9 protein-coding genes are annotated in these 13,330 nt (G+C 69.5%); 6 read left to right on the top strand and 3 right to left on the bottom strand.

The genetic code is table 11. The features are described 5' to 3' along the window. Genes MQH10_RS02325 through MQH10_RS02305 form a run of 5 tightly spaced genes read left to right on the top strand, consistent with a single transcriptional unit; the run spans position 1 to position 5,984 of the window. Positions 1–1,128: an ABC transporter ATP-binding protein gene (locus MQH10_RS02325; RefSeq protein ID WP_242562463.1), complete on the top strand. Its 1,128-nt coding sequence runs from the start codon at positions 1–3 to the stop codon at positions 1,126–1,128. Then, positions 1,125–1,895: a gamma-glutamyl-gamma-aminobutyrate hydrolase family protein gene (locus tag MQH10_RS02320; protein WP_242562462.1), complete on the top strand. Its 771-nt coding sequence runs from the start codon at positions 1,125–1,127 to the stop codon at positions 1,893–1,895. The genes MQH10_RS02325 and MQH10_RS02320 overlap by 4 nt, the downstream gene beginning before the upstream one ends. Beyond that, the gene (locus tag MQH10_RS02315; protein ID WP_242562461.1) at positions 1,892–3,295 is read left to right on the top strand and encodes an aspartate aminotransferase family protein; all 1,404 of its coding nucleotides are present in this window, start codon (positions 1,892–1,894) and stop codon (positions 3,293–3,295) included. The genes MQH10_RS02320 and MQH10_RS02315 overlap by 4 nt, the downstream gene beginning before the upstream one ends. Next, complete coding sequence (locus tag MQH10_RS02310) at positions 3,292–4,698, top strand: glutamine synthetase family protein (RefSeq protein WP_242562460.1); 1,407 nt, start codon at positions 3,292–3,294, stop codon at positions 4,696–4,698. The genes MQH10_RS02315 and MQH10_RS02310 overlap by 4 nt, the downstream gene beginning before the upstream one ends. Continuing rightward, positions 4,698–5,984, top strand: a complete 1,287-nt coding sequence (locus tag MQH10_RS02305; protein WP_242562459.1) for an NAD(P)/FAD-dependent oxidoreductase — start codon at positions 4,698–4,700, stop codon at positions 5,982–5,984. The genes MQH10_RS02310 and MQH10_RS02305 overlap by 1 nt, the downstream gene beginning before the upstream one ends. Here MQH10_RS02305 and MQH10_RS02300 read toward each other — a convergent pair. From MQH10_RS02300 to MQH10_RS02290, 3 genes are read right to left on the bottom strand one after another with little or no spacing between them, the layout of a single operon-like run. Next, positions 5,981–9,055 carry an efflux RND transporter permease subunit gene (locus tag MQH10_RS02300; RefSeq protein ID WP_242562458.1) on the bottom strand — a complete coding sequence of 1,025 codons (3,075 nt, stop codon included), beginning with the start codon at positions 9,053–9,055 and terminating at the stop codon, positions 5,981–5,983. The two genes, MQH10_RS02305 and MQH10_RS02300, sit on opposite strands and share 4 nt — an antisense overlap. Positions 9,056–9,102: 47 nt before the next feature. Further along, positions 9,103–10,260: an efflux RND transporter periplasmic adaptor subunit gene (locus MQH10_RS02295; protein ID WP_242562457.1), complete on the bottom strand. Its 1,158-nt coding sequence runs from the start codon at positions 10,258–10,260 to the stop codon at positions 9,103–9,105. Continuing rightward, entirely contained in the window at positions 10,250–11,743 is a 1,494-nt protein-coding gene (locus tag MQH10_RS02290; RefSeq protein ID WP_242562456.1) for an efflux transporter outer membrane subunit, read from the bottom strand. Before MQH10_RS02290 ends, MQH10_RS02295 begins: the two co-directional genes overlap by 11 nt. A 337-nt stretch (positions 11,744–12,080) precedes the next feature. Between MQH10_RS02290 and MQH10_RS02285 the strand changes: the two genes are divergently transcribed. Further along, a complete protein-coding gene (locus tag MQH10_RS02285) occupies positions 12,081–13,316 on the top strand; it encodes an FAD-dependent oxidoreductase (RefSeq protein ID WP_242562455.1) in 1,236 nt (411 codons plus the stop codon). Positions 13,317–13,330 lie beyond the last annotated feature (14 nt).

Genomic DNA, 13,330 nt, shown 5'->3' with positions numbered 1-13,330 from the left:
ATGTCCGACAAGCCGCCCATCATCACCTTCGAGAACATCACCAAGCGCTTCGGCAAGATGGTCGCCGTCGACAATGTCTCGCTGTCCGTCCAGGAGGGCGAGTTCTTCTCGCTGCTGGGTCCCTCGGGCTGCGGCAAGACCACCCTGCTGCGCATGCTGGCCGGGTTCGAGACCCCGACAGAGGGGCGCATCCTGATCGACGGGCAGGACATCTCCGCCGTCCCGCCGAACAAGCGGCCGGTGAACATGGTCTTCCAGTCCTACGCCGTGTTCCCGCACATGACCGTCGCCGACAATGTGGCCTATGGGCTGAAGGTCGACCGCGTGCCCGCGGCCGAGCGCAAGCGCCGGGTCGAGGAGGCGCTGGAGCTGGTGCAGCTGGGCGGGCTGGGCGCGCGCAAGCCGGACCAGCTGTCGGGCGGTCAGCGCCAGCGCGTGGCGCTCGCCCGCGCCCTGGTCAAGCGGCCGCGGGTTCTGCTGCTCGACGAACCCCTGTCGGCGCTCGACGCCAAGCTGCGCGAGCAGATGCGCACGGAACTCTCGACCCTGCAGGAGAAGGTCGGCATCACCTTCATCATGGTCACCCACGACCAGGACGAGGCGCTGGCGCTTGCCTCGCGCTGCGCGGTGATGAACCGCGGCCTGCTGCAGCAGGTGGCCAGCCCCAACGACCTCTATGAGTTCCCCAACAGCCGGTTCGTGGCGGATTTCATCGGCACCGTGAACCTGTTCGAGGGCGTGCTGGCGGTGGACGAGCCGGACCATGCGGTCATCAAATCGCCGGACGTAGCGACCGACATCTTCCTCGATCACGGGGTCACGGGCGCCAGCGGCGGGGTGATCTGGGCGGCGCTGCGGCCGGAGAAGATCGAACTGCGCAAGCGGCCCGACGGGTCGGTCGCCCCCAACCTGGGCGACGCGCCGCAGGGCGCCAACGCCCTGGCCGGCGTGATCCGCCACGAGGCCTATCTGGGTGGCGAGAGCATCTATGAGGTCGAGATCGAGGGCGGTCGCCGCATCAAGGTCAAGCGCACCAACCTGACCCGCTGGGACCAGGAGGACTTCGCGCTGGGCGAAGCGGTCTGGCTCTGTTGGCACGCCTGTTCGCCGGCCGTGCTGTTATCATGACCCGGCCGGTCGCAGGCGTCATCTGCTGCACCCGGACGGTCGGGATCGAACCGGCCCAGGCGGTGATGAACCGCTATGTGGCCCACGCCATGCGCTATGCCGACGCCGCGGCCCTGCTGGTCCCGTCCATGCCCGAGCTGATGAAGGCCTCGGAGGTCGCGCCGCGCCTGGACGGGCTGCTGCTCACCGGCAGCCCCTCGAACCTCGATCCGGCCGCCTATGGCCAGGCGATGGATGATGCGCCCGGGCCCTTCGACGCTGCCCGCGACGCCATGACCCGCGACCTGATCGCCGCCATGCTCGACCTGGGCCGGCCGGTGTTCGGCATCTGCCGCGGGTTCCAGGAGATCAATGTCGCCTTCGGCGGCTCCCTGCGCCGCGACATGGCCGAGGCCGAGGAGCTGATCGCCCACCACGCCCCGGACGAGGCGGGGTTCAACGAGATGTTCGACCACCTCCACCCGGTCGAGCTGACCCCCGGCGGGGTGCTGGCGCGGGCCTTCGGGTGCGATCGCACAACCGTCAACTCCGTCCACTATCAAGGCGTCGATCGCCTGGGTGCTGGGCTCAGTGTCGAGGCTCGTGCGCCGGACGGAGTGGTGGAGGCTGTGTCGGCCCAGATCAATGGCGCGCCCCTGCTTGCCGTCCAGTGGCATCCGGAGTGGCGCACCGACGCCCACCCCCAGAGCCAGACCTTCTTCCAAGTTTTCGGACGCGCCCTGAGAGGCGCGCCGCTCGTCGACGAAACGCCAGGAGTCCCCCAGTGACCGTTCCCATCCGCAACCACGACATCGCTGAACTGAAGCGCCTGGACCTCGCCCACCACCTGCCGGCCCAGGCCGATCACAAGGTCATCGCCGAGCTGGGCGGCAGCCGCATCATTACCCGCGCCGACGGCTGCTACATCCATGACGGGGACGGGCACACCCTGCTCGACGGCATGGCCGGCCTGTGGTGCGTGAACGTGGGCTATGGCCGCGAAGAGCTCGCCAAGGCCGCCTATGAGCAGATGCTGGAGCTGCCCTACTACAACACCTTCTTCAAGACGGCGACGCCGCCGGCGGTGCGGCTGGCCGCCAAGATCGCCGAGAAGATGGGCGGGAACCTGACCCACGTCTTCTACAATTCGTCGGGATCGGAGGCCAATGACACGGTGTTCCGCCTGGCGCGCCACTACTGGAAACTGAAGGGCGAACCGCAGCGCAAGATCTTCATCAGCCGCTGGAACGCCTATCACGGCTCGACCGTCGCCGGGGTGTCGCTGGGCGGCATGAAGCACATGCACGAGCAGGGCGACCTGCCGATCCCGGGCGTCGAGCACGTCATGCAGCCCTACCATTTCGGCGAGGGCTTCGGCGAGGATCCCGAGGCCTTCGCGGCCCGGGCGGCCCAGGCGATCGAGGACAAGATCCTGGAGGTCGGCCCGCAGAACGTCGCCGCCTTCATCGGCGAGCCGGTTCAGGGCGCGGGCGGGGTGATCATCCCGCCGGACAGCTACTGGCCCAAGGTCGAGGCCATCTGCCGCAAGTACGGCATCCTGCTGGTCTGCGACGAGGTGATCTGCGGCTTCGGGCGGCTGGGCCACTGGTTCGGCCACCATCACTACGGGATCAAGCCGGACATGATCGCCATGGCCAAGGGGCTGTCCTCCGGCTACCTGCCGATTAGCGCCGTCGGCGTGGCCGACCACATCGTCGCCGAGCTGAAGGAGAAGGGCGGGGACTTCATCCACGGCTTCACCTATTCCGGCCATCCGACCGCCTGCGCCGTCGCCATCGCCAATCTCGAGATCATGGAGCGCGAGAACCTGATCGAGCGCACCCGCCTCGACACCGGACCCTATCTGGCCAAGGCGCTCGCCACTCTGAACGACCACCCGCTGGTCGGCGAGACCCGCTCTCTCGGCCTGATCGGCGCGGTGGAGATCGTGCGCGAGAAGGGGACCAATCACCGCTTCCTCGACAAGGAAGGCGAGGCGGGCCCGATCGTCCGTGACCGCTGCATCGCCAATGGCCTGATGGTGCGGGGCATCCGCGACACTATCGTCTGCTGCCCGCCCCTGATCATCACCCACGCCCAGATCGACGACCTGGTCGCCATCATCCGCAAGTCGCTGGACGAGGCCGAGCCCCTGCTCCGCGCCTTGAAACCGGAGGCCGCCGCATGAAGGCGCCCAAGTCCAAGAAGTCCAAGAAGCGGGAAGGGGTCACCCGCGGCGTCGCCAATATCGAGGAGGCCGCCGCCTGGTTCGCGCGCCAGAACATCGAGGAGATCGAGTGCATGGCGCCCGATCTGGCCGGGGTGGCGCGCGGCAAGATCATGCCGGTGCGCAAGTTCCTGGGCGCGCCCCAGATGAACCTGCCGCTGGCGGTGTTCTACCAGACCATCACCGGCGACTTTCCAGAGTTCGAGGGGGTGGTGACCTCGGTGCAGTCGGACACCGACATCTTCCTGGCCCCGGACTTCGCGACCCTGGCCGTGGTGCCCTGGGCGCATGATCCGACCGCCCAGGTGATCCACGACGCCTTCCATCCGGACGGCCGGCCGGTGGAGGAGAGCCCGCGCCAGGTGCTGCGCCGGGTGCTGGCCCTCTATCGCGAGCGCGGCTGGTCGCCAGTGGTCGCGCCGGAGATGGAGTTCTATCTGGTCGAGAAGAACACCGACCCGGACTATCCGCTTCGCCCGCCCATCGGCCGGTCCGGCCGGCCCGAGACCGGGCGCCAGGGCTATTCGATCAGCGCGGTCAACGAGTTCGATGCGCTGTTCGAGGACATGTACGAGTATTCCGAGGCGCAAGGGCTCGAGATCGACACCCTGATCCACGAAAGCGGCGTGGCCCAGATGGAGATCAACCTGCGCCACGGCGATCCGCTGGAACTCGCCGACCAGGTGTTCATGTTCAAGCGCACCATCCGCGAGGCGGCGCTGGAGCACGAGATCTACGCCACCTTCATGGCCAAGCCGATGGCCGCCGAGCCCGGCTCGGCCATGCACATTCACCAGTCGATCGTCAGCCCGGAGGACGGATCGAACCTGTTCTCCGATCCCAAGACCGGGGAGGCGACGCCGCTGTTCTACGCCTTCATCGCCGGCCAGCAGAAATACCTGCCGGCGATCATGGCCATCCTGGCGCCCTATGTGAATTCCTACCGCCGCATCGCCCGCGGCAGCGGGGCGCCGGTCAACACCCAGTGGGGCTATGACAACCGCACCTGCGGCCTGCGCGTGCCGCCCTCCGATCCGGAGAACCGGCGGCTGGAGAACCGCATCCCGTCCTCGGACGCCAATCCCTATCTGGCGATCGCCGCGACCCTGGCGGCCGGCTATCTGGGCATGGTCCACAATCTGTCGCCCACGGCGCCGGTGGACACCGACGCCAGCGCGCGAGGCATCGAGCTGCCGCGCAGCTTGACGGAATCCCTGCGGCTGTTCGCCGAGGCCAAGCCCCTGGTCGAGATCCTGGGGGAGACCTTCTGCCAGGCCTATGACCGGGTGAAGCAGGCCGAGTACGAGGTGTTCATGCAGACCATCAGCCCCTGGGAGCGGGAGTTCCTGCTGCTGAACGTCTGATGCGTAACACCGGCCATCCGCCGGGGTCCTGGTACGCCGACACCGCTGCGCCCTTCGCGCCCCTGCCGCCGCTGGCGGGGGCGGCGCGGGCCGATGTCTGCGTGGTGGGGGCGGGCTATACGGGCCTGGGCGCGGCCCTCGAACTGGCGCAGCGCGGCGCTCGGGTCCTGGTGCTGGAGGCGGCAGAGGTCGGGTCCGGCGCCTCCGGGCGCAACGGCGGCCAGGTCCATACCGGCCAGCGCCGGGACCAGGCCTGGCTGGAAAAGGCCGTCGGCCGCGACGACGCCTTGGCCCTGTGGCGGCTGGCGGGGCAGGCGCGGTCCCACCTGATGGCCCTGATCGCCGACCACGCCATCGCCTGTGACTGGCGGCCGGGCATGATCCATGCGCGGCACCGGCCGGGCGGGGCTGACGAGGACGCCCGCCACATCGACTTCATGGCCACCCGTTATGGCGACGACCAGCTGGCCCTGATCGGCAAGGCGGAGCTGGCGGCCGAGCTGGGGACCGAGGTCTATTTCGGCGGCATGATCGACCGCTCCGGCGGCCACCTGCATCCGCTGAACCTGGCGCTGGGCCTGGCTCAAGCGGCGATCGGCGCCGGGGCGGTGATCCATGAACGCAGCGCCGCGCGGGCCGGGCGGCGCGAGGGCGGCAAGATCCTGGTCGAGACCGGCGGCGGGCGGGTGGTCTGCGACCAGCTGATCCTGACGGGCGACGGCTATCTGGACGACTTGGCGGGGCCGGCGGCCAACGCCCGGGTCATGCCGATCAACAATTTCATCCTGGCGACCGAGCCCCTGGGCGCGCGTGCGGAGACGATCCTCCGCTCGGACGCCGCGGTCGCCGACACCCGCTTCGTGGTCAACTACTACCGCAAGAGCCCAGACGGCCGGCTGCTGTTCGGCGGGGGCGAGAACTATTCGCCGGGCTTCCCGCGCGACCTGGCCGGCTTCGTGCGGCGGCACATGCTGAAGGTCTATCCGCAGCTGGCCGATGTGAAGATCACCCACGCCTGGGGCGGGACGCTGGGCATCACCACTCACCGCGTTCCCTATGTGCGGACGCTCGCGCCCGGCGTGACGATCGCCGCCGGCTATTCGGGCCAGGGGGTGATGCTGGCGCCCTATTTCGGCAAGCTGCTGGCCGACGCGACGCTGGGCGAGACCGCCGGGGTGGAGCTCCTGGCGCGCCTGCCGGTCCCGCCGTTCCCGGGCGGGCGCTGGCTGCGCTGGCCGCTCACCGTGGCGGGCCTGAGCTGGTACGCCCTGCGCGACCGGCTCTAGACCTCCAGGCGGTCATCCGGTCGGGCGACCAGCATGTAGAGCGCCGGCATCAGGAAGATGCTGATCAGGAGGCGCGAGAACAGGCCGCTGACGATCACCAGGGCGAAGGGTCGCTGGGAGTCCGTGCCCACCCCTGTGGCGAGGGCCGCGGGCAACAGGCCGAGCGCTGCGACCAGGGCGGTCATCATGATCGGCCTAAGCCGCAGGATCGCGCCCTCCCGCACCGCCTGGTCGAGCGGCATGCCGTCCCGGCGCAGCTCGTTGACATAGGAGATGAACACCACCGCGGTCTGCACCGACACCCCGAACAGGGCCAGGAAGCCCACGCCCGACGAGACCGAGAACGGCGTGCCGGTCAGCCACAGGGCGATCAGTCCGCCCACCGGCGCCGACAGCAAGACCCCCGCCACCGTGATGAAGGGGAACTTGAAGTTGGCGTAGAGCATGAACAGCAGGAAGAAGATGATGAAGATCGTCAGCGGCAGGATCACGCCCAGCTGCGCCCGAGAGGCGGTGTATTCGGAATATTCCCCGCCCCAGTCGAGCCGGTAGCCGCGGGGCATATCGACCTTGGCGTTCACCTGCTTGATCGCCTCGCCGACGGCGCTGGCCAGGTCGCGGCCCTCGACCGAGAACTGGACGCCGATGTATCGGGAATTGTCCTGGCGGTAGACGAAGGCCGCGCCATCGACGACGCCGATGTCGGCGAAGGTCTTCAAGGGCAGCTGCTGGCCATCCGGCGTGGCGACCAGGATGTTCCCGATCTCCTCGGGATTGTCGCGATACTTCTGATCGAGCCGGACGATCAGGTCGAACTCCTTCTCCTGCTGCACCACCTGGGTGGCGACATCGCCGCCGATGGCGGTCTGGATCAGGCCGTTGATGTCGGAGACGTTCAGGCCATAACGGGCGATGGCGTCGCGGTTGATCTTGATGGCCAGGCTGGGCTGGCCCAGCTCCTGGACCAGGGTCACGTTGCGGATGCCGGGCACACGCTGCAGCACCTGCTTGATCGCCTTGCCCTTGGTCTCAAGCGTCTTGAGGTCCGAGCCGAAAACCTTCACGGCCAAGGCGCTCTTCAGGCCGGTCTCGGCCTCGTCGACCGCGTCCTCGGCGGGTTGGGTGTAGTTGAAGGTCACGCCCGGGAAGGCGGTCAGCTTGTCGTTGATCGCCTTGATCAGGCCGGCCTTGGTCCGATAGGCGCCCGTCCATTGGGAATAGGGCTTCAGCCCGACAAAGAACTCGACATTGAAGAAGCCGGTGGCGTCGGTGCCGTCGTCCGGCCGGCCGAGCTCGGAGGAGACCAGGGTCACTTCCGGGAAGCTGCGCAGGATCTCGCGGATCTTGGGCGCGAGCTTGGCCGATTCATCGAAGGAGATGGTGTAGGGCATGGTCGCCCGGACCCACAAAGTGCCTTCGTCCAGCTGCGGCATGAACTCGCCGCCGATGAAGGGCAGCAGCAAGAGGGAGGCGGCCAGCACCGCCCCGGTGATCCCGGTGGTCCGCCAGGGATGGGCGAGGCAGGCGTCGAGGCCCTTGGCGTAGGCGTCCTTGATGGCCTCGAAGATGCGGTTGCGGCGCTCCTTCACGCCCTGGCGCATGAACCAGGCGCAGAGCACCGGCAGCAGGGCCAGGGTGATGACCAGGGAGCCGACCAGGGCGAAGACCATGGTGTCGGCCATCGGCTTGAACAGGATCCCCGAGGGCCCCGACAGCACATAGATCGGCAGGAAACTGACCACGATCACGGCGACGGCGAAGAACAGCGGCCGGTCAACCTCGGCGGCGGCGTCGCGGACCACGCCGCGGATATCCAGCGGCGCGCCCTCACGCAGCGCGATCTGGCGGAAGATGTTCTCGACCATCACCACCGCGCCGTCGACCAGTATGCCGAAGTCGACGGCGCCGATGGAGAGCAGGTTCGCCGAGGCGCCCTGCACGTCCAGGCAGACGAAGGCGAACAGCAGGGCCAGCGGGATGGTGGTGGCGACGATGATCCCGGCGCGGACGTCGTAGAGGAAAAAGATCAGCACCACGACGACCAGCAGCATGCCGCGCACCAGGTTCTCCATGACGATGTGGGTCGTCAGGTGGATCAGGTCGGTGCGGTCGTAGAAGGGGACGATCTTCACGTCCTTGGGCAGGACCAGATCATTCAGCTCCTGGGTCTTGGCCTGCACGGCCCTGAGCACGTCCTGGGTCTTCTCGCCGGTGCGCAGCATGATCACGCCCTCGACGGCGTCATCCTGCTTTTCGTAGCCGAACTGGCCGAGCCGGGGGGCGATGCCGATCTGGACCTTGGCGACGTCCTTGAGCAGCACCGGCACGCCGCCATGGACGGCCAGCACGACCTTGCCGATGTCCTCGACGGTGGTGAGGCGGCCCTCGCCGCGCACGTAATAGAACTGGCCGCCTTGCGAATAGAAGCCGCCGCCGGCGTTGCCGTTGTTGGCGGCGAGCGCCGATTCCACCTGCTGGGCCGACAGGCCGACGCCCGCCAGCTTCGCCTGGTCCAGCACCACCTGGTACTGCATGGTCCCGCCGCCGAAGCCGGAATCGTCGGCCACCCCGGGCACCGCGCGGAAGGCCGGCTCGACCGTCCATTCCTCCAGGGTCTTGAGCTCCATGGGGGAGCGATCCGGGCTCTGCAGCACGTAGCGATAGATCAGGCCGGAGGGCGAGGTCAGGGGCGAGACCGAGGGCGCGACCCCGTCGGGCAGTTCCAGGTCGCCCATCCGGTTGAAGACTTCCTGGCGGGCGAAGTTGTTGTCCGTCCCGTCCTTGAAGTTCAGCACCACGTCGCTGAGGCCATAGAGCGAGACCGAGCGCGTCGTGGTCGTCTTGGGCACGCCGTTCATACCGCGCTCGATCGGCACGGTGATCAGGCGCTCGACCTCCTCGGCCGCGTGGCCCGGCCACTGGGTGATCAGCTCGACGCTGGGCGGGGAGAGGTCGGGATAGGCGTCGACCGGCAGGCGGGTGAGGGAGCGCACGCCGACCCCCACCAGCATCAGGGTGATCACCAGGATCAACAGCGGCTGGGCGAGCGCAAAGCCCACGATGCGGTTCATGACCGACGCCGGACGCGGCGCGGGCTCGCTCCCCGACGACGGCTCGCTCATTGGCTTTCCATGAACTGGAGGAACAGCGCCCCGTCGACCACCACCTGGTCGCCGGCCTTGAGGCCCTCGGCGATGGCGTACTGGTCACCTGTGCGGTCGCCGAGCGTCACGTGGCGGCGCGCGAAGCTGCCGTCGGGCAGGGCGACATAGACGAAGGAGAGGTTCTCATCGTCCCGCAGCATTGCGGAGGTGGGGGCGAGCAGGCCGGTGGTCGGGCGGGCCGAATGGATGCGGACCCGGACATACATCTGCTTCTTCAGGAGGTCGCCCGGATTGGAGACCACGACCCGGGCCACCACCGAACGGGTGTCGGGGTTCACCAGCGCCGAGACATTGTCGACCACGCCGGTGAAGTCGCGGGCGGTGGCGCTGGACAGCACCTCCGCGGCGTCGCCCACATGCACGGCCTCGAGGTCCGCATCAGAGACCTGGGCCATGACCCAGACCCGGGAGAGATCTGCGACGGTGAAGGCGGGCGTCGTCCCCGCCTGGAGCAGTTGGCCGGGGGTGATCAGCTTTTCGGCCACGGTGCCGGCGATGGGGGCGCGGATGACGCCGGCGATGCGCGGGACCGGCCGGCCCTGCTGGATGTCGCGCACGGTCTGGGGATCGACGTCGAGGGAGACCAGGGCTTGCAGCGCCGCATCACGGTCGGCGGCGGCGTTGGCGGCGTCGGTCTCGGCCTGCAGGGCCTCCCGCTGGGAGATGCCGTTGTGGGCGGCGATGTCCTTGTCGGCGTCGGCGATGCGGCGGGTCGTGGCCGCGGTGGCGAGCGCCTTCTGATAGGCGGTGACGGCGGCGGCGAAGTCGGGCGAGGCGACCAGGGCGAGCTGCTGGCCCTTGGCGACATGCTGGCCGGGCTGGACCAGGACCTGGGACACCGGGCCGGAGAAGGGGGCGAGCACGCTGGTGGCCTGGTCGTTGTCGAAGTCGACCACGCCGGTCGCCTCGACGGCCCTGCTGAAGGCGCCCGCCGCGACGGTGTAGAGGCGGATGTGCTGGCGCTGGGCGGCGGTCAGGGTGACGTTCTTCGCCACGGGCGGCGGGGGCGGCGGTTTGGGCGAGCACCCGGCCAGCAGCGCGCCGGCCGCGGTCGCCACCACCAGGGCGCGCCAGGCGCCGCGCCGCGCGCGATTGGGCGGATCAGTGAGCATCTTTGTCCCCGGAATAGTCCGCCCGTCGCCACCAGCCGCCGCCGAGGGCCAGATAGAGGGCTGTGGTGTCGGCGAAGCGGCTGGCCTCAGCCTGGATCAGGCTGATCCGCGCCTGCTGATAGGTCTGCTGCGCGCCGAGCAGGGCGAGATAGCTGGCATAGCCGTCGCGCCACTGGCGCTCCGACAGGTCCAGGCTGACCTTGGCCGCCTCGGCGGCGGCGGACGCGGCCTTCAGGCCGTCGGCGTCATGCTGCAAGGCCGACAGGGTGTCGGCCACATTCTCGAAGGCGGTCAGCACGGTTCCGCGATACTGCTCGGCGGCCTGGACATAGGCCGCCTTGGCCGCGCGCTCCTGGTGCATCAGGGCGCCGCCCTGGAAGACCGGCGCGGTCACCGCCGCGCCCAGGTTCCAGAACCCGCCTCCGGACCCGAAGGCGCGCGCGAACGCCAGGCTGGAGCGGCCGGCGTCGGCGGTGAGGTCGAGATTGGGCAGGCGGTTGGCGATGGCGATCCCGATCCCGGCGCTGGCCGCGTGCATATTGGCCTCGGCCGCCAGCACGTCGGGACGGCGGCGGATGATGTCGGCGGGCAGGCTCAGCGGCAGGTCTGGCGGCAGGGTCAGGCCGGCGAGATCCACCGCCTGATCCGGCGCCTGGTTGGGGAAGCGGCCGGTCAGGGCGGCCAGCAGATTGCGCTGCTGGTCCAGCTGGGTGAGCAGGGGCGGCAGGCCGGCCTGGGCCTGGGCCAAGAGGGCGCGCTGGGCGGCCACCTCGGCCTGACTCGCATAGCCCTTGTCGGCCTGGTAGCTGACCGTCTCCAGGATCTTGGCGTTGATGGCGATGACCTCGCGGGTCGCCTCGACCTGCGCCCTGAGCGAGGCCTCCTGGATCGCGGCGTTGGCGACGTTGGAGGTGAGCGTCAGATAGGTCGCCAGCATCTGGTCGCGGGCGGCCTCTTCCTGGGCCTTGAGGGACTCGTGGGTGCGACGGTTCAGGCCGAAGACGTCGGGCGCGTAGCCGACGCTGACCTGGGGCGTGAACAGGTTGGCGGTGGCGGCGCTGTCCGCCGAGGCCGGCGCCGGGTCGGAGGTGCGGGCGCGGTTGGCCGTATAGCTGGCGCTGACGCTGGGCAGGAAGGCGCCGCGCTGGGCGCGGGTGTTCTCACGCGCCACCTTCAGGGCGGCCTGAGCGGCCTTGAGGTCGGGGCTGGCCTTCAGCGACTGGTCGATCAGGGCGTTGAGGGCCGTGGAGTGGAACAGGGTCCACCAGTCGCCGCTGAGCTCGCCGCCCGGCGTGAAGGTCTGGGAGGTCCCGCCCAGGACCCCTGGCGCGTCCGCCGTGGCCTGAGCCGGCACGGTCGCATAGCCGGCCCCTGGCGGAAGCGTCGGGCGCTTGAAGTCGGGACCGACCGCGCAGCCGGCCACCGCCGCACAGGCCAGGATCGCAAGCCAGGATCCCTTGGGCGATGGGGTCGTGAACGGCAACAGGGCGGCTCGCTTTGCTCAACAGGAGCCGCGCGGCCGCCTTCGTCCAAACTCATACTGTATAACATAGCAGTCCGCGGCCGTCGGAAAGCCCGGCGTCGCGAAAACCTCGCTGAAGGTCGAAAGCGCCGCCCTTGTGGCGAAAGCGTGGCCGTCCGGACGGGCGGGAACTTCGCTCAGCGCGTTGTCGTGCGCGAGGCGCCCGACGCCCTGAGTGCGGCCGCGCCGGCCCTCCCATAGCCGCAGGGCATAGGGCGCCGACACCTGCGTGCGTCGCCAGGCCGCCCGGTCTTGGCTAGCCCTGCGGCCCGACACTTGGGCAACGGACGGATAGCGCATGGACGGCGGCGAGGAGGGGGTTTGCGACATTATCGTCGCCGGGGCCGGCGTGGTGGGGGTGGCGACGGCCTACGCCCTGGCGCGGCGGGGACTGTCCGTGGTCCTGGTCGACCGCAACGCCGGGCCGGCCCAGGGCGCGTCCTTCGCCAACGGGGCGCAGCTCAGCTACGCCTATACGGATGCGCTCGGCAGCCCTTCGCTGGTCGCGCGGCTGCCGAGCCTGCTGCTGGGCGCCGATCCCCTGTTCAAGGTCACGGCCAACTTCGATCCCGCCCTGATCGCCTGGGGCTTGAGGTTCCTCGCGGCCTCCACCGAGGCGGGCTTTCGGACCAACACCCTGGCGACCCTCAAGCTGGCCCTGGAGTCCCAGGCTGCGCTTCACGCCCTCCTGCAGCGCCACCCGATCGCGTTCGGCCACGCTGCGCCGGGCAAGATGCATATGTATTTCGACGCCCAATCCCTCGCGGCCGCCGAACAGATGGTCCGGCTCAAGGCCGACCACGGCGCCGTGCAGCAGGTGCTCAGCCCTGGCGAGGCGCGCGCCCTTGAGCCCGCGCTCGCGGGCGCTCGCGGCCTGTACGGCGTGGTCCATTCGCCGGGGGATGAGGTGGGCGATCCGCGTCGCTTCTGCGAAGGACTGCTCGACCACCTCAAGCGGACCTATGGCGTGCGCACAGTCTTCGGGCTGGACATCGCCAAGGCGCGACTGTCCGGCGACCGCGCGGTTGTGACGGGCCGGTGCGGCCGCCGGGTGTCGGGTCGCACCCTGGTGGTCGCCACAGGCGTCGGGACCGGGCCGTTGCTCGCTAGCCTGGGCGTCAGGGCGCCGATCCTTCCGATGCGCGGCTACTCCTTCACGGCGCCCCGCGGTCCCGCGCCGCCCCGGGTCAGCGTCACCGACGCCAAGCGCAAGATCGTGTTCTGCGCCCTGTCCGGACAGATCCGGGTCGCCGGCGGCGCCGAGCTGGGCGCGCACCGCGCCGAGGCGCCGCAACGCCGGATGGCCGCCCTGACGGCCGCCGCCCGCGCATCGCTTCCGGACGCCGCCGCCTATGATCAGGCGGGCGCCGGCTGGGGCGGCCTGCGACCCATGACGCCCACCTCCACCCCGATCATCGCCAAGGCGCGCGAGCGGCTGGTGCTGAACATCGGCCATGGCGCCCTGGGCTGGACCCTGGCCATGGGCTCGGCCGAGCGCGCCGCCGCTTTGGTCGTCGGCGACCCGCCGAACTGACCGTCAGAAGGACC

Origin of the sequence: Phenylobacterium aquaticum (assembly GCF_022695515.1) — a bacterium.
Lineage (GTDB): Bacteria > Pseudomonadota > Alphaproteobacteria > Caulobacterales > Caulobacteraceae > Phenylobacterium > Phenylobacterium aquaticum.
This window is presented reverse-complemented; position numbering and strand designations above follow the sequence as displayed.